17 protein-coding genes are annotated in these 21,493 nt (G+C 53.9%); 4 read left to right on the forward strand and 13 right to left on the reverse strand.

All coding sequences use genetic code 11. The annotated features are described in order from the left end of the window. The first annotated feature begins 35 nt into the window (after nucleotides 1-35). Together KUO20_RS12450 and betT are read left to right on the forward strand one after the other, a co-directional pair. On the forward strand, nucleotides 36-446 hold the full coding sequence (locus KUO20_RS12450) for a hypothetical protein (RefSeq protein ID WP_235040173.1): 411 nt from the start codon (nucleotides 36-38) through the stop codon (nucleotides 444-446). A 200-nt stretch (nucleotides 447-646) separates the two neighbouring features. Further along, on the forward strand, nucleotides 647-2,695 hold the full coding sequence (gene betT, locus KUO20_RS12455) for a choline BCCT transporter BetT (protein WP_235040174.1): 2,049 nt from the start codon (nucleotides 647-649) through the stop codon (nucleotides 2,693-2,695). A gap of 78 nt (nucleotides 2,696-2,773) precedes the next feature. Here the strand turns inward: betT and exaC are convergent, their stop codons facing one another. The 9 genes from exaC to KUO20_RS12500 form a co-directional block, all read right to left on the reverse strand. Beyond that, nucleotides 2,774-4,294 carry an acetaldehyde dehydrogenase ExaC gene (gene exaC / locus KUO20_RS12460; protein WP_235040175.1) on the reverse strand — a complete coding sequence of 507 codons (1,521 nt, stop codon included), beginning with the start codon at nucleotides 4,292-4,294 and terminating at the stop codon, nucleotides 2,774-2,776. A 107-nt stretch (nucleotides 4,295-4,401) separates the two neighbouring features. Continuing rightward, complete coding sequence (locus tag KUO20_RS12465; protein ID WP_235040176.1) at nucleotides 4,402-6,672, reverse strand: hybrid sensor histidine kinase/response regulator; 2,271 nt, start codon at nucleotides 6,670-6,672, stop codon at nucleotides 4,402-4,404. Further along, entirely contained in the window at nucleotides 6,662-7,183 is a 522-nt protein-coding gene (locus KUO20_RS12470; RefSeq protein WP_235040177.1) for a putative pterin-binding protein, read from the reverse strand. Before KUO20_RS12470 ends, KUO20_RS12465 begins: the two co-directional genes overlap by 11 nt. 313 nt (nucleotides 7,184-7,496) lie before the next feature. Then, complete coding sequence (locus KUO20_RS12475) at nucleotides 7,497-7,925, reverse strand: universal stress protein (protein ID WP_235040178.1); 429 nt, start codon at nucleotides 7,923-7,925, stop codon at nucleotides 7,497-7,499. 11 nt (nucleotides 7,926-7,936) lie between these two features. Then, nucleotides 7,937-10,549 carry a TRAP transporter permease gene (locus KUO20_RS12480; protein ID WP_235040179.1) on the reverse strand — a complete coding sequence of 871 codons (2,613 nt, stop codon included), beginning with the start codon at nucleotides 10,547-10,549 and terminating at the stop codon, nucleotides 7,937-7,939. Nucleotides 10,550-10,681: 132 nt separating this feature from the next. Further along, nucleotides 10,682-11,662: a TAXI family TRAP transporter solute-binding subunit gene (locus tag KUO20_RS12485; protein ID WP_235040180.1), complete on the reverse strand. Its 981-nt coding sequence runs from the start codon at nucleotides 11,660-11,662 to the stop codon at nucleotides 10,682-10,684. 430 nt (nucleotides 11,663-12,092) lie between these two features. Further along, the gene (locus tag KUO20_RS12490; protein ID WP_235040181.1) at nucleotides 12,093-13,397 is read right to left on the reverse strand and encodes a TRAP transporter large permease; all 1,305 of its coding nucleotides are present in this window, start codon (nucleotides 13,395-13,397) and stop codon (nucleotides 12,093-12,095) included. Then, entirely contained in the window at nucleotides 13,387-13,866 is a 480-nt protein-coding gene (locus KUO20_RS12495; RefSeq protein ID WP_235040182.1) for a TRAP transporter small permease, read from the reverse strand. The genes KUO20_RS12490 and KUO20_RS12495 overlap by 11 nt, the downstream gene beginning before the upstream one ends. Nucleotides 13,867-13,931: 65 nt before the next feature. After that, nucleotides 13,932-14,942: a DctP family TRAP transporter solute-binding subunit gene (locus tag KUO20_RS12500; protein WP_235040183.1), complete on the reverse strand. Its 1,011-nt coding sequence runs from the start codon at nucleotides 14,940-14,942 to the stop codon at nucleotides 13,932-13,934. A gap of 225 nt (nucleotides 14,943-15,167) precedes the next feature. Here KUO20_RS12500 and KUO20_RS12505 point away from each other — a divergent pair, with 225 nt between their 5' ends. Next, the gene (locus KUO20_RS12505; protein WP_235042477.1) at nucleotides 15,168-16,028 is read left to right on the forward strand and encodes a DMT family transporter; all 861 of its coding nucleotides are present in this window, start codon (nucleotides 15,168-15,170) and stop codon (nucleotides 16,026-16,028) included. On the opposite strand, the gene KUO20_RS12510 is transcribed toward KUO20_RS12505, so the two are convergent. From KUO20_RS12510 to KUO20_RS12525, 4 genes are all read right to left on the reverse strand, one after another. Continuing rightward, complete coding sequence (locus KUO20_RS12510) at nucleotides 16,025-16,558, reverse strand: DUF192 domain-containing protein (protein WP_235040184.1); 534 nt, start codon at nucleotides 16,556-16,558, stop codon at nucleotides 16,025-16,027. The genes KUO20_RS12505 and KUO20_RS12510 overlap by 4 nt on opposite strands. Before the next feature lie 84 nt (nucleotides 16,559-16,642). After that, nucleotides 16,643-18,124 carry a pyruvate kinase gene (pyk, locus tag KUO20_RS12515; RefSeq protein ID WP_235040185.1) on the reverse strand — a complete coding sequence of 494 codons (1,482 nt, stop codon included), beginning with the start codon at nucleotides 18,122-18,124 and terminating at the stop codon, nucleotides 16,643-16,645. A gap of 122 nt (nucleotides 18,125-18,246) precedes the next feature. Continuing rightward, nucleotides 18,247-18,735, reverse strand: coding sequence for an ureidoglycolate lyase (locus KUO20_RS12520; RefSeq protein WP_235040186.1), 489 nt, complete (start codon nucleotides 18,733-18,735; stop codon nucleotides 18,247-18,249). Nucleotides 18,736-18,753: 18 nt separating this feature from the next. Then, nucleotides 18,754-19,578, reverse strand: a complete 825-nt coding sequence (locus KUO20_RS12525) for a bifunctional allantoicase/(S)-ureidoglycine aminohydrolase (RefSeq protein WP_235040187.1) — start codon at nucleotides 19,576-19,578, stop codon at nucleotides 18,754-18,756. Nucleotides 19,579-19,975: 397 nt separating this feature from the next. On the opposite strand from KUO20_RS12525, the gene KUO20_RS12530 reads away from it, so the two are divergent. After that, a complete protein-coding gene (locus KUO20_RS12530) occupies nucleotides 19,976-21,424 on the forward strand; it encodes a YfcC family protein (RefSeq protein WP_235040188.1) in 1,449 nt (482 codons plus the stop codon). The last annotated feature ends 69 nt before the right edge of the window (nucleotides 21,425-21,493 follow it).

Here is a 21,493-nt window from a genome sequence, read left to right on the forward strand (position 1 = left end):
GATACTGACATCGTCAACTTACCAGGAGAGATGCTATGAACATTTCAGGTACTAAGAAAGTGTCAATTCGTCAACTATTTGCCCCCGCACTACTTGCCGCTGCGTTAGCATCGATCACATTAACGGCCCACGCAGATAGTCACGGTGATCATGAAGATCGCGGCGCTGATCGCCAGCGTATGGAAGAACGCATGGAAGAGCGTCGCCAAGAGGTGTATCAGCGCGCAGAGATCTCAGCTGATAAACAGGCTGAGCTCAATGCAGCGCACGCTGAACATCGTGAGGCAATCCATGCGCTGCGTGAAGAACATAAAGAGCGAGTCGCTGACATTCTCACGGAAGAAGAGCAAGAGGCGCTTCACAACGCCATGCGCGAAGCGCATGAAGAACATCGGGGCAAGCGCGGCCAACACGATAATAGCGACGAGCGTGTCGATAGCGAATAAATATTCGCCGCATCGGTATATCCTTGACAACGCCCGGTTTTCCGGGCGTTTTTAGCTCTAAACATCCGTCAATCCGCACTAAGTCAAACAATTTCAGGCGCTCGTAAACTTGAAGGGTAGCAGTTATTCACGTATTTTATTTGAACGTTCATTCAAAATAAAATTTTGTCTCCACCTTTCAACCACAGGAGTCCGCCTGCATGGCGAAAGACAATCCTATCCTTCCCTCCCGAGACCGCCTTAATCCCGTGGTTTTTCACGGCAGTGTAGCTGGCATTCTTATCTTTCTGGTGCTAACCATGCTGTTTACCGAGCAGGCTGGCGCCTTTTTTGATGCCGGACTCGCCTGGGTAAGCAAAACCTTTGGCTGGTACTACATGCTCGCTATTGTGGCGTACCTGGTATTTGTGATTGCCATTGGCATGTCACGCTTTGGCAGTATTCGCCTTGGGCCCGATCACTCACGACCTGAGTTTTCGCTACTCTCCTGGTCGGCGATGCTGTTTGCTGCGGGTATCGGTATCGACCTGCTGTTCTTCAGCGTTGCCGAGCCGGTTGCCCACTATTTGGCACCGCCGGATCTTACGCCAGAAAGCCAGGCCGCTATGCGTAACGCCGTCGTTCAAACCTATCTGCACTGGGGGCTCTCCGGTTGGGGGCTGTACGTGCTGATGGGTATGGCGCTGGCTTACTTTAGTTATCGCCATCGCCTGCCGCTGGCGATTCGTAGCGCGCTTTACCCCATTCTAGGCAAACGTATCCATGGCCCGATTGGCAACGCGGTGGACATTACCGCGGTGATATCCACCGTGTTCGGCATTGCCACGAGTCTCGGTATCGGGGTGATACAGCTTAACTACGGCCTCACCTATATGTTCGGTGTACCGGAAAACCTCACCGTGCAGGTGATTTTAATTGTCTTGGTAGTGATCTTAGCAACCATTTCCGTGGTGACCGGGGTTGAGAAAGGCATTCGCCGGTTGTCAGAGTTCAACATGCTACTGGCATTAGCACTGATGCTGTTTGTACTCTTCTCAGGCGACACGCTGGTGTTGCTGGATAAGGTGGTCAACAACGCCGGCGATTATCTATCGGGTTTTGTGGGCGCCAGCTTTGACACTTACGCCTTCGCCGACGAGGGGGCTCAAGAGTGGAAAATGTGGTGGACGATTTTCTTCTGGGGCTGGTGGATTGCCTGGACCCCGTTCGTAGGCCTATTCCTGGCACGTATTTCCCGTGGCCGTACTATTCGTGAATTCGTCGCCGGTGCGCTGTTTATCCCCCTCGCCTTTATGATGGTTTGGATGTCGATATTCGGGAATAGCGGTATTGAACTGGTCGCTAATCAAGGCGTTGTCGAGCTAGGTGAGCAGGCGCTCAACACCCCGCAAACCACGATCTACACGCTGCTTGAGTACTTCCCTTACGTGGGCATTACCGCGGCAGTCGTCACCGTTTTGGGTATTGTGTTCTTTATTACCTCAGCGGACTCTGGAGCGCTAGTGTTGGCCAACTTCACGTCTATTCTGAGCGACGTGAACCACGATGCGCCGGTGAAGCTGCGTATTTTCTGGTCAGCCATGATCGGTTTGATCACCATTGCACTGCTGATGGCCGGTGGTTTGGACGCGCTGCAGAGTGCTGTGGTGATTACCGCGCTGCCCTTCTCACTGGTTATTTTTGCGGTGATGGTGGGCATGTATAAAGCCTTGAAATTGGAAGGTAGCAAGGCAGATGCACGTCGCATGATTGCCGGTAGCGCGCCTGGCGGCGATTGGAAAGAACGCTTAGACCGCGCCCTTGACACCTCTAATCGCGCCGGTGCAGCCGCCACCATTGAACATGCGATTCGCCCGGCGATGACACAGTTTGCACAGGAGCTTGAACGCCGAGGCCAAGCCGCGAACGTGACAGAAGAAGCGGTTGAGGGTGAGTCACTCCCCAATCTAATGCTGCAGGTCGAATTTGGCGATGCTACCAGCTTTGTCTATCAAATTTGCCCGCACCGCATGCGCACGCCGAGCTTTATCCCAGCCGATGATGACTTCTATGTACGTCTAGACGTCTACTTGGCGGAGGGTGGTCAGGATAAGGATCTTAACGGCTATACGCGTGGTCAGGTGATTGGTGATTTAATGGCCGAGTATGAGCGCCACCTGCACTTTCTTACGCTTGCGGGCCAGCAGATGAGCCATGTGCAGGCAATGCCCGGCACGATCGGCGAGCCGCCTGAAGACTCTCAGATGTAAGTCAGCCAAAACAAAAATCCCGACCACACATGGTCGGGATTTTTTTGCACGCATACGTGCGTTGCTAGCGTCTAAGCGTTAGAAAAAGCCTAGCGGATTTATATCGTAGCTAATCAGCAGGTTTTTGGTTTGCTGATAGTGCTCAAGCGCCACCTTATGCGTTTCGCGGCCAACGCCGGATTTCTTGTAGCCACCGAAAGCCGCGTGAGCGGGATACTGGTGGTAACAGTTGGTCCATACGCGACCGGCTTGGATACCACGGCCCATGCGGAAGGCAACGTTAATATCACGGCTCCATACACCTGCACCCAGACCAAACTCGGTATCGTTGGCGATCGCTAACGCCTCTGCTTCATCTTTAAACGTGGTGACCGCCACCACCGGCCCAAAAATCTCTTCTTGGAAGACGCGCATCTGGTTATTGCCCTTCAACAGCGTGGGCTGAATGTAGTAACCGCTGTTGAGGCTGTCATCCAGGGTTTCTTTGTCGCCGCCGGTGAGGAACTCCGCGCCTTCATCGCGGGCAACATCCATGTAAGACATGATCTTGTCGAACTGCTCTTGAGAAGCCTGCGCGCCCACCTGGACATCGGTATCAAGCGGATTGCCTCGCTTAATAAGCTTGGTGCGTTCCAGCACCTTGGCCATGAACTCGTCGTACATGCTTTCTTGGATAAGCGCACGCGACGGACAGGTGCACACTTCACCCTGGTTGAAGAACGCCAGCACCAAACCTTCTACCGCCTTATCAATGAACGTCGGTTCGGCATTCATGATATCGGCAAAATAAATATTCGGTGACTTGCCGCCCAGCTCTACGGTAGAGGGAATAATATTTTCTGCCGCGCATTTAAGAATATGCGAGCCCACGGGCGTAGAGCCGGTAAAGGCAATTTTCGCGATGCGCTTGCTGCTCGCCAGCGCCTGCCCTGCCTCTGCACCAAAGCCGTTAACAATGTTCAGCACGCCTGCGGGCAGCAGATCGCCAATCAGCTCCGCCACTTTCAAAATCGACGCCGGCGTTTGCTCAGCGGGTTTCAATACCACGCAGTTGCCTGCGGCTAGTGCGGGCGCCAGTTTCCAGACAGCCATCAGAATCGGGAAATTCCAGGGGATAATTTGTCCTACAACCCCCAGTGGCTCGTGAAAATGATAGGAAACGGTATTGGCATCGATATCTGCCGCGGAGCCTTCCTGGGCGCGAATACAGCCGGCAAAGTAACGGAAGTGATCAACGGCCAGAGGAAGATCGGCATTGAGCGTTTCGCGCACGGCTTTACCGTTGTCCCAGGTTTCGGCCACCGCCAGCATTTCAAGATTTTGCTCAATGCGGTCGGCGATTTTCAGCAGAATATTGCTGCGCTCCTGGGCGGAGGTTTTCCCCCATGCCGGCGCCGCTTTATGGGCAGCATCCAGCGCTTTATCAATATCTTCCGCCGTGGAGCGGGGAATTTCGCAAAATACCTTGCCATTGACGGGACTAATATTATCGAAGTACTGGCCTTTCACCGGGGCGACAAACTCACCGCCGATATAGTTGCCGTAGCGTTTTTCAAATGACACCACTGAACCAGTGTCACTAGGGTTGGCGTAGATCATTGAAAGGCTCCTGAGCATTATGATTATTCAAAATACGCTTACAGTGTTGTTCAGTATGGCCCGCAGCGATATACAACAATGGCAGTATGCACAGTTAGCTTCCGAGCTCAGCCTGACAGATGCTCGCGGCACCATTTCTCCATCGCTGCATGAGTGTGCGACGCCGTTAAGCGTAACGCGCTAAATGCGTTGTTTCGTTTGCTTTGCGCGAACTGTTCCGTTGTGATTAATGTTTCCAGCTGCTGCGCCTGGTCGGCCAGCTTGTCGGCGCCCATACTGACTGACTCACCGCGCAGCTGGTGCGCCAAACGCACGACCTGCTGTTGCTGCTCAGCGCCCAGTGGTGACGGCGCGAGGCAAGCCCTTAGCTGCGTGCAGTAATCACTTACTTGCTGATGATAAAGCGTGATCAGCTGAGTCAAGCTCACATCGCCTAGAGTCGCTTTTAGCATGTTCAGCGTGTCGATATTGAGTAATGACTGCGCGCCGGGCTGCGTTTGCAAGACCGGCAGCGCTGGCAACGAAGCCGCGTTAGGCGTGGCAAAAAGCTGTGCTGTCAGCAGGCGACTGAGCGCAGATAGCGACAGCGGTTTGGTAAGATAATCGTTCATGCCTGCTGCAAGGCAGCGTTGACGATCATCCTCGGCGCCACCCGCCGTCATAGCGACGATAGGCACATTGGCAAGCCAGCCACCCTGCTCGCGCAAACGCTGGGCGACCGTAAGGCCATCCATATCGGGCAGCTGGATATCCATAAAAATCAAATGCACCTGCTGAGACTGAGCCATGGCAAGGGCATCCCGGCCATTTTCAGCCCACGTCACATCGCACCCTAAGCGTGACAATAAACCAATCGCCACTTTGCGATTCACCGCGTTATCTTCGACTAGCAGCAGCGTTGTGCCGGTAAAGTCCTGCTGAGGTACGCTGGGTAATGACGCTGATACCGGATTCGCCACCACCAACGGCAGCTCACATCGAAAGGTGCTGCCTTGACCAAGATGGCTCGATACAACTATTCGCCCTTGCATCGCCTCGCTTAGGCGTTTGCAAATCGCCAGGCCTAGTCCGGTTCCACCAAAACGCCGAGCCACGGACTCATCGGCCTGCTGAAAAGGCTCAAAAAGGCGGGCCTGCTGATGCTCACTCAGCCCACATCCCGTGTCGCTAATTTCAAATAATAGCTGTTCGGCATTAGTGGAGACTTGAACGCTGACACCACCGTGATCGGTGAATTTAATCGCATTGGCGATAAGATTAAGCAATATTTGCCTGAGCCGCCCGGCGTCGACCATTACCCAAGCGGGCACCCGCGAGTCCACGTCAACGGTGAAGGTTAATCCCTTCATTTTTATTCGCGGCGCAAATAGCTCTATCACGCTGTCGACCAGTGGCCGAATAGCCGTGGGCGATGTTTGAAGCACTAAATGCCCGGCTTCAATTTTCGAGAAGTCGAGAATTTCATTGATCATTGATAGCAGCTGGTTAGCGCTATCATGGATCGTATAAGCGTAGTCTTCTACCTGCGCGGGGCTGACCGCTTCGCGTAACAATTCGCTCATACCAATCACACCGTTCAGGGGCGTGCGAATTTCATGGCTAACGATAGCTAAAAAATCCGATTTTGCTTGGTTCGCCGCCTGCGCCTGTTTAGCCGTCTCTTCAAGCTCTAGAGCGAGCTGCACTTGTTTGCGCCTAATCGCTGCACTTTCGCGTGTTTCACGCACTAAAAAAGCGATCACCAGAAAGGCCGCTAAACTCATTCCTACGATCAGCGTCATAAGAAGTTTGTAGAGCAGGCTGAGCTGTATTCGCTCTGCCGTCGCCGACTCAGCCAAATAGCCGTTAATAGCAATAACGAGACGCTCCGTTACTCGCGTCAGCGCCTGCAGCTCATCTCCCAACGCCTCCAGCGGGAGTGGCGGTGTCACGCCACGGTGGTCAGGCACCCCAAACGCTTTGAACATCATATCCAGCACATCAATCTGCGCTTGGATCTGGCTAAACAGCTCGCGTCCGATCGTGATATTTTTCAATAATGCGCTGACATCGCCCTCTTCGAGCAGCGTTATCCGGCTATACAGCAGCTCAAAGCGCAGGGTCAGCGCATAGCGCGCCGCTGGCGTGAGCGGCTGATTCTGCTGCTCCAACGTCAGCACATGATTGACCAGCTGTACCGCATCACGGTCCAGTTTATAAACAATCCAAGCAGTATCTTCACGCAGACTTTGGGTAAGATTATCCTGTCGCCAGGCTGCCAGCGTGGCCACCACTAGCGCACCGGCGAATAACAGTAAGGCAATGATCGCTGCAAACTTAAGGCGCCGCGGGTAGCGCAGTAGGCTTGATGCCTGCATGGTTAAACGGCTAACGGACATTGATGTGTAAAACCTGCCATACCGATCTAAAGCGCATTTTTTCGCTTAGCAGCGTCTCATCCTGGTCGAAAGGATAAAGTATCCACAGCGGGCCGAGCTCGCGAACCGGAATGGCGGCGCCATCTTTTGTTAATGCCAAAATAACGTCATGTTCCTCAAAATCACTGACCGGGATATCGGCTTCATAGCCATCCATTGCAGCGATGTGCACCGATTCGGCATCCGCATTTAAATGAGATAGCAGGTCACGCATTAACGGCCCGCGATAATAATTAACCCCAGCAGTCCAGGGCGTATTCGTCGCAAACTCATACTGCGGTAATGCCTCTAAGGTGGCGAAATCAAGCTGCACTTCATGCCCCGCATTCTCAGGCGCAATATTGCCGCTGACTGTCAGTATCACGGGGGCACTACTTGGCAAACCCCGCGCCTCTGGCGCGTCCGCCCACCCGGCAAGAGGCATGCTAAGCATCAGTATTGCCCATCCCATTAACGATGCTTTCACCGCCATCACCTCCATCTGATTACTGTGTATATAAGCCTTCAGCACGTAAAACAAGCCAGCGCATAGGGCGACGCCCTTCGCCTACATTATCTAAGCAAAATCTCGCTACGAGATGAGCAGCAAAACGAATCCGTCAGTAGTTCATGGCATCGTAAAAACGTCTTAGTTTGCGACAAAAAAACTCCGGGCTATTCACCCGGAGTTTACAAGATGTACCACTTTATCTGTGTCTTCAAGATCTATGCTTTCAAGATCTATGCCTTCAAGATCTGTGCCTTCAAGATCTTGGCTTCAAGGCGCGCAGCTTATCTGCGTCTTTTTAGCGCACAATCATGACCGACACTTTGGAGTGATGGACAACATGTTCGGCGTTAGGGCCCAGCACATAGTCCACAAACTTTCGCTTGGTGTGAGACGCCATCACAATCAGATCAACGTTGAGTTTTTTACCCACCTTGATGATGGCCTCCCAGGGGGAGCCATCCACGATGATGCTCTGCGTTTTAATACCCTCAGGAACATTGGCCTGAATGAACGCATGCTGGGTTTCTTTCATGGCTTCGTGTGCTTTCTTCGAAAAGTCTTTGGGGAAATAAGCGCCGACCATCGGCAGCTTAAATTCCGGCAGCACCGTTATTACATGCAGCGATGCGCCAAAGGTTTCACACAACGTAATCGCCGTGGGCAAGGCTTTCTTCCATGAAGCCTCTTCGTTGAGATCCACAGGCAGTAGAATTTTCTGATACATAATGACCTCCCCTAGACCGTTGCTGCTGGTTTGCTGTCAGGCTCGTCGGTTTGTTTTACTCGCCGACGGCGCTGCATTAATACCACCAGGCCAAAGACGATGAGCGCCGGAATCCATAGCCACTCTTTGGTCCAACGATTCACGGGCGCCAGCACTTCAATAATCTCTTGATCAAAATCAAAGCCTAACTCAGCAGCCTGGCCGCCAAATTCAATGAAGTCGACCATGGCTTTGTCGCCATCCGCTACAAGCTCCATGCCCAGCGCTTCCATACGCTCTTCACCCGAATCACCGCTAGGAACAGGAACCAGAACATAGGTCGTCATTGGATCACCGTAATCATTGACGCCGGCGATTTGCACGCGCAGGTTACTGCCGTCCTCGACATTGCCTAGCGCTTCGGCAAACTGGGTCGGCGGAATTGACTCGTAAGGGTTGTGAATTCTGTCCATCCAAAAGCCTGGGCGGAACAGCGTAAAGGCCACTAACAGCAGCAACAGCGATTCATACCAGCGGCTACGAACAAGCATGTAGCCTTGCGTGCCCGCCGCAAATATCAGCATGGCACTGGTGGCGACAATAAACACTACAATGCCCTGTATCACCGTGACATCGATCAGCAGCAGATCGGTATTGAAGATGAACAGGAACGGCAGTGCCGCTGTGCGTAGGCTGTAGTAAAAAGCCTGGAAGCCGGTGCGTAAGGGGTCACCTCCTGACACCGCAGCTGCAGCGAATGAGGCTAACCCCACCGGGGGCGTTACGTCCGCCATGATGCCGAAGTAGAACACGAACAGATGCACGGCAATCAGCGGTACGATCAGCCCATTCTGCTGACCCAGCAGCACAATCACCGGCGCCATGAGCGCGGAAACCACAATGTAGTTGGCCGTGGTAGGTAAGCCCATGCCCAAAATCAGACTTAACAGCGCGGTAAGCAGCAAAATCATCATCAGATTGCCGCCGGAAAGAATCTCCACGACGTCTGCCAGTACTAGGCCAACGCCGGTCTGAGACACGGCGCCCACCACGATACCGGCGGTAGCGGTGGCAATACCAATACCGATCATGTTACGCGCACCGGCTACAAGACCGTCCCAAAGATCTTTAAAGCCCTCTTTGACGTCCGCCGCGAACTTGCTGTGGCCACGGAAAAAGGCGATAACGGGGCGCTGAGTGACCATAATAAAGATCATAAACATGGTTGCCCAAAATGCTGACAGCCCTGGCGACATGCGCTCAACCATCAAACACCACACCAGAACGACAACCGGTAGGATGTAATGCAGCCCAACCATTACCGTCGGCCGCGTTTGTGGAAGCGTTAACACCGCCGTATTCGGATCATCCATCTCGAGTTCTGGATAGTTCGAGCTAACTTTCAATAGCCCGACATAAATAACCGCCAAGCCCACAGACACGACCCAAGGGGTCGACTCACCTAATACCGGCTTGAGCCAGCCAAGGCCGTAATAAACGACAAACGATAGCCCCATCAACAAAATCAGGCCGGTCATAAAACCAAGAATCTTGTTCAGCAAGGGGCGTTTAGGATTACTTGAAGGCAACCCCTTCATATCCGCTTTCAAGGCTTCAAGGTGAACAATATAGATAAGGGCAATATAGGAAATGATCGCAGGCAAAAAGGCATGCTTAATAACTTCGACGTAAGAAATACCCACGTACTCCACCATCAAGAACGCAGCGGCGCCCATGACCGGCGGCATGATTTGGCCATTCACCGAGGAGGCAACTTCAACAGCCCCCGCTTTTTCTGCACTGAAGCCAACGCGCTTCATCATCGGGATCGTAAACGTACCCGTAGTTACCGTATTGGCAATCGACGATCCTGAGATCAAGCCAGTCAACCCTGACGCCACGACGGCGGCTTTGGCTGGCCCGCCTTTCAAGTGACCCAGCATAGAAAAAGCGACTTTAATGAAATAGTTACCCGCACCGGCTTTCTCAAGCAGTGCGCCAAACAGAACAAATAGGAAAACAAAACTGGTAGAAACGCCCAGCGCAATACCAAATACCCCTTGGGTACCCAGCCACTGGTGATTAATCAAACCGCCTAAACTCACACCGCGGTGGGCCAAAATGCCCGGCATGTAAGGGCCAAACACCGAGTAGACAATAAACAATCCCGCCACGATCATTAGCGGCGGCCCGAGCGCCCGCCGGGTGGCTTCTAGCAACATAATAATGCCAAGCACACCAATCACGATGTCTTGAGTGATAGGACGCCCTGGGCGCTGTGCTAGGTCGGCATAAAAGATAAATAAGTATGCACCGCAGAAAGCAGCAACCGCGGCCAACGCCCAGTCTTGAAGCGGAATACGGTCACGCGGTGAGCGCTTAAATGCGGGGTAGGCCATAAAGGCAAGAAACAGCGCGAAGGCCAAATGAATCGAGCGTGATTCAGTGGCACTAAATACACCGAACCCCACCATATACGGCAGCGGTGAAGCTATCCAAAGCTGAAACAGCGACCATATCGCTGCAATGCTTACCAACAGTTGCCCCGGCACGCCTGCGGGCTTTCTTGCTCCCGAGTCGCTGGAAGCAACCATATCATCTAGGTCACTTTCAGCGACCGCCGAAGGTTGTTTGTCATCACGCATACGCTTGCCCTGCCTATGGTCAGCGCTGACAATCAGCGCTTTCAACAAGAAGCGCGGACACCCAGGGTGCCCGCGCTTTACTACTCGTGGTGAAGACTACTCACCGACCTATCTTTACGCTGGTGCTTAGACTTACTCGATCCAGCCACGCTCACGGTAATAACGCGCGGCGCCGTCATGTAACGGAGCGGTTAAACCGTCAGAGATCATGTCTTCTTCATTAAGATTTTCAAACGCTGGGTGCAGACGCTTGAAGCGGTCAAAGTTTTCAAATACTGCTTTCACCGTTTCATAGACAATGTCTTCATCAACATCGGCAGAAGAAACGAAGGTAGCGGCGACGCCAAAGGTTTCAACGTCTTCGTCGTTACCACGGTACAGGCCACCCGGAATCACAGAGCGAGTGTAGTACGGGTACTCTTCAATCAGCGCGTCGATTTTATCGCCGGTCACCGGCACTAAGCGCGCATCGATGGTAGTCGTGGCTTCTTGGATAGAACCGTTCGGGTGACCAACAACATATACCATCGCATCGATGTTGTTATCGGACAGGGCTGCAGACTGCTCGGCGGCATCTAACTGAGATGCTAGTGCAAAGGTGTCTTCGTCCCAGCCAAACGCCTCCATGACCACATCCATGGTGTTACGCTGACCAGAACCTGGGTTACCAATGTTGACACGCTTACCAGGGAAATCGCTGATGGTCTCAATGCCAGAATCAGCACGAGCAACCACGGTTAGCGGCTCACCGTGCATGGTGAATACCGAGCGCATTTCTTCCCAAGGGCCTTCTTCTTCGAAGTTGGCTTCGCCATTGTAAGCGCGGTATTGAACATCAGACTGAACAACGCCCATGTCCAGTTCGCCGCTCTTCATGCCGTTCACGTTAGCAACCGAACCACCGGTAGACGGCGCGTTACAGCGGATGTTGTGCTCGTCGCTGCCGCGGTTAACCATACGGCAAACCGACTGGCCGACGACGTAATAAACACCGGTTTGGCCGCCGGTACCGATGGTGATGTAGCGTTCTTGTGCCACTGCAGGAGACGCGAAGGTCGCTGCAGCAATTAGCGCACCAGAGAAGGCGGCAGTGGAAAATACATGGCGTTTCATGAACACACCTCTTTATCTTGATGTTATGAGCGTAGTTTATGTTATGAACATCGTTGATGTTATGAGCATCGCGCGTTTTGGTTTCACCCTGTGAACCGCTCCCTAAAGGTGGTCGTGCCCCAAAACGATTTCAAGACAATCTGTTACAGGCACCAGCCTGGCTACCTGCTATTACTACTTTAGCGAAAAACAAAACGTTTGGCGAAAAACAAAGCGCTTTGATAAAAATAAACCGCTTAGCGAAAAAGCGCGCTTGGCGATGAGTCGCCTCATCGTCCATTTAAAGCGCATCTCACCGCGGAAGATAGTAGTTTAATGACCGATAACGTTTAGTAAGCGTTAAACCCCATACCGTTTTCGCATAGGGGATAATGATGTTCGCAGCTTGCTCGACGCCCACGGCTCTTATGTGCAGCTAGCGAAGCGCTTATCAAACGTTATAGCCCAGCACGCTGGGTAGCCACAGCGCGATCGCTGGGAACAGTGCCACCAGCGCCAGCGCACAGCCCATTGCGACCACAAACAGCAGCGCCCAGCCAATGGTTTGTTCCAATCGAATTTTTGCCACTTCGGTGGTCACCATTAAATTGACCGCCACCGGCGGGGTAAACTGCCCGATCGCAATATTCATCGCTAAGAGAATACCAAACCACACCGGATTCCACTCAAAGTGCTGCATCACAGGAATCAGAATGGGCATCATGATTAAATAAATCGAGATGGCATCCAATAACATGCCCGCCACCAGCACCGCCAGCATCACCAAAACAAGCAGCAATACGCCGTTGTCGGTCAGGCCAATCACCCATTCCGCTAAATGGCGGAAAGTGCCCAGCATTGTTCCCGCCCAGGCAAAAATACCCGCCAGGGCGATAATTAACATCACCACACCGGAAATAATCGCCGCCTCGCCGAGCAGCTCCCACAAATCGCGAAGCGATAGCTCGCGGGTGAAAAAAAGCCCAACTAGTGCCCCATACGCAACCGCGACAACGGCGGCTTCTGTCGGTGTAAATAGGCCCGAGCGCAAACCACCTAGAATCAGCACCGGCGCAAACAGCGCCGGTATCGCCTGCTTAAACGTGGTGCGCACGCTGAGTTGCTCGGCGCCTTCCACCGGTGTTCCGCCTTCCCAACCATAGCGTTTGGAAACAATCATCGCAGGGACTAACAGCGCGATGCCCGCCAAAATCCCCGGAAACAAACCCGCCGCAAAAAGAGCACGCAGATCAACGCCGGGTACTACAATCGAGTAAAGAATCAGCGCCACTGAGGGTGGAATAAGAATCGCGGTAGAAGCAGACGCCGCGATCAGCGTGGCTGAGAAAGGTTTGGGATAGCCGGCTTTGGTCATACTGGGTAGCATCACCATCGCGACAGCCGCCGCATCGGCGGGGCCTGAACCGCTCATGCCGCCCATAATCATGCACACCAGCACCGCGACTAACGCTAAACCGCCATGGCGAGGACCAATCAGCGCCTGAGCAAAGCGCACAAGCCGCAGTGCCACCCCTGAGCGTTCAAAAATAAGCCCAGTTAAAATGAACAGCGGAATCGCAATCAGCGGGTATTTAGCGATGCTGTTGTAGGTATTAGTGCCTAACGTGGCCAGCATATCTGGCGACAGCCCAACCACGATGCCCACCGCGCCGGAAAGCGCTAATGAAAATGCTACCGGCACGCCCGCAATCAATAACCCGGCAAAGGCCAGAATCATCCATACATCAGGGCTCATCAGAAAGTCTCCCCGTCAAACGATCATGCGTCTGCTGTATCAGCCGCCAGAACATGGCAGCTGTCAGTACAGGTAGCCACACCAAATACCACCACTGGGGCAAGCCAAGCCCAGGCGAAAGCGACTCCCACTGATGCTCTTGCCAGGCTAATTTACCGCCATACCAAGTAATCAAACCCAGCACAAGGGCAACACACAGCGCTTGAAATACGATCAGTGCACGGCGGTACTTCGGCGGTAATACGCGCTCTAAAAAGCTGATGCGAATGTGCCGGTTACGGCGCAGCGCAACCGAGGCGCCGGCAAAGGTCAGCACCACTAGCAAGAAAACGGAAAACTCTTCGGTAAACGAAAAAGAGCCGCCGGTTAAGTAGCGAGTAATGACATTTCCAAGACTAATCAAAGAGATAATACTTAATGCCAGCGCGCCCAACCAGCGTTCAAGGCGGGCATCAGGAAAGCCTTTCATGGCAGCCTCACAGCAACAAAGCTACCGGCCATTGAGGGCCGGTAGTCAACGGTCATAGGAATTACTTAGCGGGCATCAATGGCTGCTTGAGCGGCGTTGACGACGTCTTCACCAATACGCGGCGCCCATTTTTCATAGACTGACTGCGTGGCCTCAACAAAGGCCTGATACTGCTCATCGGTAAGCTCCGTTACCGTCACACCGCGCTCCTCGATGGCGGCCAAGCGCTCGCTCTCTTCTTCACGGGTCATGGCGATTTCCCACTCACCGGCTTCCAAGGCTGTTTCACGCAGCATAGTTTGTTGCTCTTCGCTCAGCGACGCCCATACCTGCTGATTCACCGCAAAAATCAGCGGATCATTCATATAGTTCCAAAGCGTCAAATGCGCCTGGCCTACTTGGTCGATACGCGCCACGTCAAACACGGAAAGCGGATTTTCCTGACCGTCGACAGCTCCCGTGGTTAGCGCAGGCTGCGCGTCGGTCCAGCTCATTTGCGTAGGGTCCGCGCCGAGTGCAGAGAACGTATCCTGGAACAAAGGCGAACCCACCACGCGAATCTTCAAGCCGTCCAGATCATCGGGCTGAGTGATCGCCCCGCGTGAGTTGGACACCTGGCGGAAGCCGTTCTCGCCCCATGCCAATGGAATAACGCCGCGCGATTCGATCGCTGCAAAGACCATGTCACCCGCTTCACCCCCGGTCACCGCATCTACCGCGGCTTCATCAGGAATAAAAAACGGCAAAGAAAAGAGGTTAAGTTCTGGCACCTGTGGCGACCAGTTAATCGTCGAGCCCACCGCAGCGTCGATTAACCCCGAGCGCATGGCAGAAAATTCGCGTGTCTGATCGCCCGAAACCAGCTGGGAGTTGGGATACACACGTAGCGTCAGCTCACCGTCGCTGCGCTCTTCTACTAATTCGGCCCACTTCTCGGCCGCCTGCCCCCAGGGAAACGCGTCAGACAATACGGTAGAAACCGAAAGTTCGCGGGCTTGAGCAGAAAGGGAGGCAGAAAGCAGTGCCGCACCGGCCAAGCCGGCAGTCAAACGAGCCATTGAGCGTGTCAGCGTCATGGTGATTCCTTTTTTATCTATTTTTTTGGGGTGTATATTTAGAATGCCTGAGCGTAGCCATGGCGAGGCTTTTCGTTTAAGCCACACTTATTGTATTCGCTTAGCGCGCGAAAGAAAGGCGCCTATGGTCGGCATGGCAAAGATAGTCTCCGTCGCTGTATTATTTTGGCACTCTCTCAAGCTGTTACAATGGCTATCTGTTTCCTTCCTGCCATGGACATCAACGTGCCCCTACGCGACCTGCTGCTCGGCCTCTTCGTTATCGCTATTTGGGCGTTAAACATCATTGTTATTAAAGTGGGCGTGGCAGAGCTGCCGCCGCTATTGATAACCACCATTCGCTTTATGCTGGTCGCAGCGCTTCTAGTCCCCTTTTATCCCGTCGCGCGTGCGCAGCTGCCGTTTTTACTGCTGCTATCAGTGACGTTCGGAAGCCTGCACTTTGCGCTGCTATTCATTGGTTTAGAGCACGCGGAAGCGGGCACCGGCGCGCTGCTCGTGCAGATGGGTACGCCGTTTGCCACGTTATTGGCAGTGGTGTTTCTTAAAGAGCGGCTGGGGCCTAAGCGTATCGTCGGACTGCTGCTCTCCTTTGCAGGCATCGCCGTGATTGCGGGTGGGCCAACGCTGCCGTCGCCTTTGCCATTAACTATCTTGCTGCTGAGCGCACTAGGCTGGGCAGTCTCGCAGCTGTTAATTAAGCGCGGCCCACCGATTGCCCCGTTGGCACTTGCTGGATGGGTGGCGCTGTTTGCAGTGCCTCAGGTAGCGCTGGGGTCGTGGCTATTTGAAAGTGGTCAATGGCAGGCAGTTAAGCAGGCAAGCTGGGTGGGCTGGGGCGCAATTATATACACCGCCGTCATGTCATCGATTGTCGCTTACGGGATTTGGTACGCACTGTTGCGTCGCCATCCTATCAATCGCGTCATTCCCATGACGCTGCTAACGCCGGTGTTTGCGGTGGGCCTAGGCGCGCTGCTGATGGGCGACAGCCTAGGCATGCACAAGCTGATAGGGGGAGGATTGGTGGTCTCAGGTATCGCGCTGATTGTGATTAAATTTCGCCGCGCACCCCGTCTCGCTTAGGGTGCGGGCTGGCAGAAACCGGCATCGTCAGGGATCGACACACAGTCACCCACTTTAATACCCCGCTCGGCAAAGTATCCGCCGTTAACCTCTAGCGCCGAGTAATAAGCAGCACCGGCCGGATAGGAAGGGCAACGGCTTGGCTCAGAGGACTCGCAGGGCGGCATGGTATTGATGGCGACAATCTGGCCATTGGCATCGATAAAGGCAATATCGAGGGGAATGAGCGTGCGATACATCCAGAAGGCATTGTTAGCCGACTGTTCGCTCTGAAACCGAAACAACATGCCATTGCTTTCGGGCATGCTCTCACGCTCCATCAAACCACGCTGACGCTGAGCAATCGTTTCCGCCACCTCAGCGTCGACACGATGCGGGCCACCCTCGCTGTGAATGGCCAGCGCCAGCGTTTGCAGGCCGGCTGGCTTCGCCTGCCCCCACGCCACTGCACTAAGTAACGACATCGGCAGCAGTGCCGCCAGCGGTAACAATAACGACGCCTTAAGCAGCGTGCGACGCGTAGAGTCCATGCGTACTTCCTTTTATGATGCGCGTAACTCCCCAGTTTATGGGGAACCTATCAGCAGCAGGCCAGCCTCCAGCCATGCTGTCTATTAGCCGTTATGCTCAGCGTGCTGGTCGGTAATCTCCATCACCTTCATCGTATTCGTGCCGCCATGAGCGTTCATGTGATCGCCGCGAGTAAGAATCACATGATCACCGGTTTTTGAGATACCGGTTTTCACCAGCAGTTCAAGCGCTCGGTCGTTTAGCTCGGTGGGTGACATTTCAGACGTATCAAAAGGGAGCGACACGACCCCGCGATACAGTGCCATACGGCGCTGTGCGATAGGGTTATGCGCTAAGCCCACAATCGGCAACCCGGAACGAATACGCGAGGCAATCAGTGGCGTATAGCCAGAAGACGTCATGCAGGCAATTGCGCTAACGCCGGTCATATGGTTCGCGGCATACATCGCTGAAAGCGCGATAGTTTCATCAGGGCGAGTAAACCCTTCATGAATGCGGTGGCCGGATTCTTGGGCGGATTTTTCACGCTCAGCGCCTAAACAAACCCGCGCCATGGCTTCTACAGTTTCAAGCGGATAGTCGCCTGCGGCGGTTTCCGCGGAAAGCATTACCGCATCGCTACCGTCCAGCACGGCGTTAGCCACATCGAACACTTCTGCCCGTGTGGGCAGCGGCGCCGAAATCATGCTTTCCATCATCTGTGTCGCGGTGATCACTGCGCGATTGAGCGAGCGAGCCCGCTTAATCATGCGTTTTTGCACGCCGACCAGCTTGGCATCGCCAATTTCTACGCCGAGATCACCCCGCGCCACCATCACCGCTTCGGAGGCTTCAATAATACCGTCGAGGGTGGCGTCATCCGCCACGGCCTCAGCGCGTTCAACCTTAGCTACTAAGCCAATATCTTTGCCCGCCTCGCCCAATAAGCGGCGTGCTTCGCGCATATCTTCAGCATGGCGGGGGAAAGAAATAGCCAAGTAATCGACGCCAATCTCGACGGCGGTCTTCAGGTCTTCTTTATCTTTTTCAGTCAACGCCGGCGCTGAGAGCCCGCCACCCTGTTTATTGATGCCTTTATGGTTGGAAAGCTTGCCGCCTACCACCACAACGGTATGCACCTGCTGGCCGCTTACGCGAGCAACGTCTAGAACGACGCGACCGTCGTCTAGCAGCAGGCGATCGCCCTCGGCGACGTCTTGCGACAGCGTTGTGTAGTCGCAGCCCACTTGGTGGATATCACCAGCGTCGCCGTCTAGCGCCATATCGAGAATAAACGGCTGGCCTTCTTTGAGCACCACCGCGCCATCCCGAAAACGGGCAATACGAATTTTGGGGCCTTGCAGGTCGCCCAACGCAGCAACGCTGCGGCCTAGCTTCGCGGCGATTTCACGCACCTGAGTTAAGCGTCGGCGGTGATCGTCGGCGGTACCATGAGAGAAATTCAAACGCACCACGTCCACGCCGGCAGCAAGCATGGCCTCCAATACGCCTTCACGATCACTGGCTGGGCCAAGTGTGGCGACAATTTTGGTACGACGGATCGAAGAAAAGTGCAGTGCGCTCATAATATTCCCACCATGCGAATTAGCCTGTAGTGACGCTATTGGATAACGAGACTCTATTGAATAACACTAGCTTATCAGTTTAACGCGCTCTATATGTCAGCGGTACTGCTCACAGGCACGGATTATTCCAAGGTTACGGTTATCGCCAGGGGAAACTCTTCGCAGTTATTGCCGTCACCGCCTCGGTCTACCACCAAAAATTGGCCTTCGCGTTCTAGCACCGATTGAACAGCATGCCAGGTGCCTGCGCGGTAGTTCACGCCTTGGTGGCCATCGGCCACAAAGGCGCGCACTTCATCCGGATTAATATGCTCGCCGGGAGCGGCCACTACTACGATAAAGCGCTCTTCATGCAGGGGCATAAATGCCTGACTGCCGAAGGAGTGGCGCTCTAAAAACGTTAATTCAAGCGGCAGTGTGATCGGCTGGCTGACAAAAATATTGATCAGCGTGCGGGCATTTTCACCCAAGGTTTCAACCTTGGCGAGATCATGATAGCGCTGGGTGCGCCCAGCGTTTATAGGGAACGACGCGGCGTTGCGCGCATCAATCACATCGCCAAAGGGAGCAAACGCCTCTGCCGTTAGCGGTGTAGCAGTGAGTTTAAGCATTGAATTGGTCCTTACACGTTATTTCAGACGAAGAGCGGGATGACGGTTAACGTCTTTGTATAGCAGGTAGCGAAACGGCCCTGGCCCACCGGCGTAACAGGCTTGAGGACAGAACGCGCGCAGCCACATAAAGTCGCCGGCCTCTACCTCAACCCACTGCTGATTGAGGTGATACACCGCCTTACCTTCCAGCACGTAAAGGCCATGTTCCATCACGTGGGTTTCATCGAAGGGAATAACGCCGCCCGGCTGGAACGTCACAATGGTCACATGCATATCGTGACGCACGTCATTAGGATCAACGAAGCGCGTCGTCGCCCAGCTTCCGTTGGTGCCCGGCATTTCAACAGGGGCAAGGTCTTGCTCATTGGTAACAAACGCTTTAGGCACGTCGAGCCCTTCGACAAACTCAAAGGACTTACGAATCCAGTGAAAGCGCACCACTGCTGATGATTCGTTACGTACCTGCCAATCACTGCCAGGCGGCATAAACGCGTAGCCACCGGGCACCATGGTATGGCGCTCGCCGGCTAATGTAAGCGTTAACTCACCTTCCACCACAAACAGCACGCCTTCAGCCTGAGGGTCAAGCTCAGGCTTATCACTACCGCCTTTGGGCTGCAACTCCATAATGTACTGTGAGAATGTTTCCGCAAAGCCTGACAGCGGCCGCGCGAGCACCCACAAGCGCGTGCCTTCCCAGAACGGTAGATTGCTTGTGACGATGTCGCGCATCACGCCTTTAGGAATCAGCGCATAGGCTTCGGTGAAAACAGCGCGGTCAGCGGTTAACTGCGTTTGCGGCGGATGACCGCCCGTGGGGGCGTAGTAAGTAGCTGGCATGATTGGCCCTATCTGATTCTATTAAAATTAAGAAGACATCTTGTATACAAGATCCGTCACACACATTAAAGCGATCTTTTGCAGTGCTCTTTAGCAAAGCCCTTGTGAAACACTCCTCCCAATAGCAACTTCTTTAGAAACTTTCGTTTCATAATTCTAAAACCATACGAACCATGCTTCAAATGGCAGCGTTTCAAATGGCAGCGTTTCAAATGGCAGCGTTTCAAACGGCAGTGTTTCAAACGGCTGTGTTTCATCGTTTGGAACCCGTGGGTCGTTAGCCGCTAGATGCTGTCATTGCTCGGCTCACGCTAGGCATTTATAACCAAGCATCTATAACTAAGCATTTATAACAACAGCTGCCCTCAAGGGCGGCTTTAATAACGCGAGGCAACGCATGTCCCAACAAATCCCCCCTTCGCCCTCCCCTGAGCGCCCTGCGCCTAAGAAAAGCTGGTGTAGAATCCCCGACATATACGCCGTTCTGTTCATATTTATTGCGCTAGCGGCGATCGCCACGCACTTTGTCCCTGCAGGGCAGTTCGAGCGCGTTCCAGGCCCGGCTGGTCGCATCACCATCGACCCGACCTCTTATGAGCAAATCGCTTCCTCCCCGGTGGGCATTGTCGATTTCATGCTGGCGATCCCCAACGGATTGATGAGCGCCGGCGAAGTGGTCTTTTTTACCTTTATGATTGGCGGCATGTTCATGGTGTTGCGGCATACCGGCATTATCGAAATTGGTGTCGATAAGCTAACTAGGCGCTTTGCCCGACAAAGCCTGCTGACCATTCCGGTGCTAATGACCGTATTTGCCCTCATCGCGACCGTTATTGGCACCCAGGAGTTGGCGCTGGTTTACGTCCCGGTGATCCTGCCGCTGATGATTGCTTTACGCTTTGACTCGGTGACGGCGGCGGCGGTGGCTTTATGTGCCACTACTGTCGGCTTCACTACCGGCGTACTCAACCCCATCAATACCGGCTTAGGCCAGCAGCTATCGGCGCTCCCGCTTTATTCTGGCTACGGGCTACGTATCTTCGCGTTTATTGTCATGCTGGCGGCGGCCATTTTCTTTGTCATGCGCTACGCCCGCAAAGTACATAGCGAACCGTCCTTTAGTCTGCTCAGCAGTGACCCTGGCGAGTCTGAAAAGCGTTCGCTCTATCAGCATGCCGATAATGGCCGCGCACTGTTGGCTAGCGGCCGTCAAAAGCTTGCGTCAGTCGCGGCCTTTGCCTTCTTTGGCATGCTAATTTACGGCGTGTTACAGCAAGGCTGGTTCATGATGGAGATGGCCGGGCTTTTCATCATTATGGGGATTGTGGTGGGGCTGATCGCGGGCCTTAACACCGACGAGATATGCGCAGGCTTCAACCAAGGCTTTCGCGACGTGCTCGTAGGCGCGATGATCGCCGGGGTTGCTCGGGGCGTCGCCGTGATGCTGGAAGATGGACAGATCATGGATACGCTGGTGTTTGGGCTGGGCAATCTGGTTGGCGGCCTGCCAACATTGCTGTCGGCCATTGGCATGTTCTTTGCCCAGCTAGGCTTCAATTTCATTGTGCCTTCCGGTAGCGGCCAGGCACTGGTCACTATGCCGCTGATGGCACCGCTTTCCGACATTATTGGCGTCACACGACAAACCGCGGTACTGGCCTTCCAGCTCGGCGACGGCATTGGCAATATTCTTTACCCAACGTCAGGCTACTTTATGGCCACGCTGGCACTGGCTGGGGTGACGTGGCAAAAATGGGTCAAGTTCTTCTTCCCGCTCTTTTGCATATGGGTGCTGATTGCGCTGGCGTTTCTTGTGTTCGCTCAGGCTACTCAGTGGAACGGTTAAATACTGAACAAAAACATTGGCCACAATAGTAAAAGCGGACAGAACTTAAAATATCTGCTTTCTGTCATT

Origin of the sequence: Vreelandella profundi (assembly GCF_019722725.1) — a bacterium.
GTDB classification, from domain to species: Bacteria; Pseudomonadota; Gammaproteobacteria; order Pseudomonadales; family Halomonadaceae; genus Vreelandella; species Vreelandella profundi.

Excerpts from the sequence above, each read along its gene's own strand:
- KUO20_RS12450 (WP_235040173.1), top strand. The coding sequence starts at position 36 with ATGAACATTTCAGGTACTAAGAAAGTGTCAATTCGTCAACTATTTGCC.
- betT (WP_235040174.1), top strand. The coding sequence starts at position 647 with ATGGCGAAAGACAATCCTATCCTTCCCTCCCGAGACCGCCTTAATCCC.
- exaC (WP_235040175.1), bottom strand. The coding sequence starts at position 4,294 with ATGATCTACGCCAACCCTAGTGACACTGGTTCAGTGGTGTCATTTGAA.
- KUO20_RS12465 (WP_235040176.1), bottom strand. The coding sequence starts at position 6,672 with ATGTCCGTTAGCCGTTTAACCATGCAGGCATCAAGCCTACTGCGCTAC.
- KUO20_RS12470 (WP_235040177.1), bottom strand. The coding sequence starts at position 7,183 with ATGGCGGTGAAAGCATCGTTAATGGGATGGGCAATACTGATGCTTAGC.
- KUO20_RS12475 (WP_235040178.1), bottom strand. The coding sequence starts at position 7,925 with ATGTATCAGAAAATTCTACTGCCTGTGGATCTCAACGAAGAGGCTTCA.
- KUO20_RS12480 (WP_235040179.1), bottom strand. The coding sequence starts at position 10,549 with ATGCGTGATGACAAACAACCTTCGGCGGTCGCTGAAAGTGACCTAGAT.
- KUO20_RS12485 (WP_235040180.1), bottom strand. The coding sequence starts at position 11,662 with ATGAAACGCCATGTATTTTCCACTGCCGCCTTCTCTGGTGCGCTAATT.
- KUO20_RS12490 (WP_235040181.1), bottom strand. The coding sequence starts at position 13,397 with ATGAGCCCTGATGTATGGATGATTCTGGCCTTTGCCGGGTTATTGATT.
- KUO20_RS12495 (WP_235040182.1), bottom strand. The coding sequence starts at position 13,866 with ATGAAAGGCTTTCCTGATGCCCGCCTTGAACGCTGGTTGGGCGCGCTG.
- KUO20_RS12500 (WP_235040183.1), bottom strand. The coding sequence starts at position 14,942 with ATGACGCTGACACGCTCAATGGCTCGTTTGACTGCCGGCTTGGCCGGT.
- KUO20_RS12510 (WP_235040184.1), bottom strand. The coding sequence starts at position 16,558 with ATGGACTCTACGCGTCGCACGCTGCTTAAGGCGTCGTTATTGTTACCG.
- pyk (WP_235040185.1), bottom strand. The coding sequence starts at position 18,124 with ATGAGCGCACTGCACTTTTCTTCGATCCGTCGTACCAAAATTGTCGCC.
- KUO20_RS12520 (WP_235040186.1), bottom strand. The coding sequence starts at position 18,735 with ATGCTTAAACTCACTGCTACACCGCTAACGGCAGAGGCGTTTGCTCCC.
- KUO20_RS12525 (WP_235040187.1), bottom strand. The coding sequence starts at position 19,578 with ATGCCAGCTACTTACTACGCCCCCACGGGCGGTCATCCGCCGCAAACG.
- KUO20_RS12530 (WP_235040188.1), top strand. The coding sequence starts at position 19,976 with ATGTCCCAACAAATCCCCCCTTCGCCCTCCCCTGAGCGCCCTGCGCCT.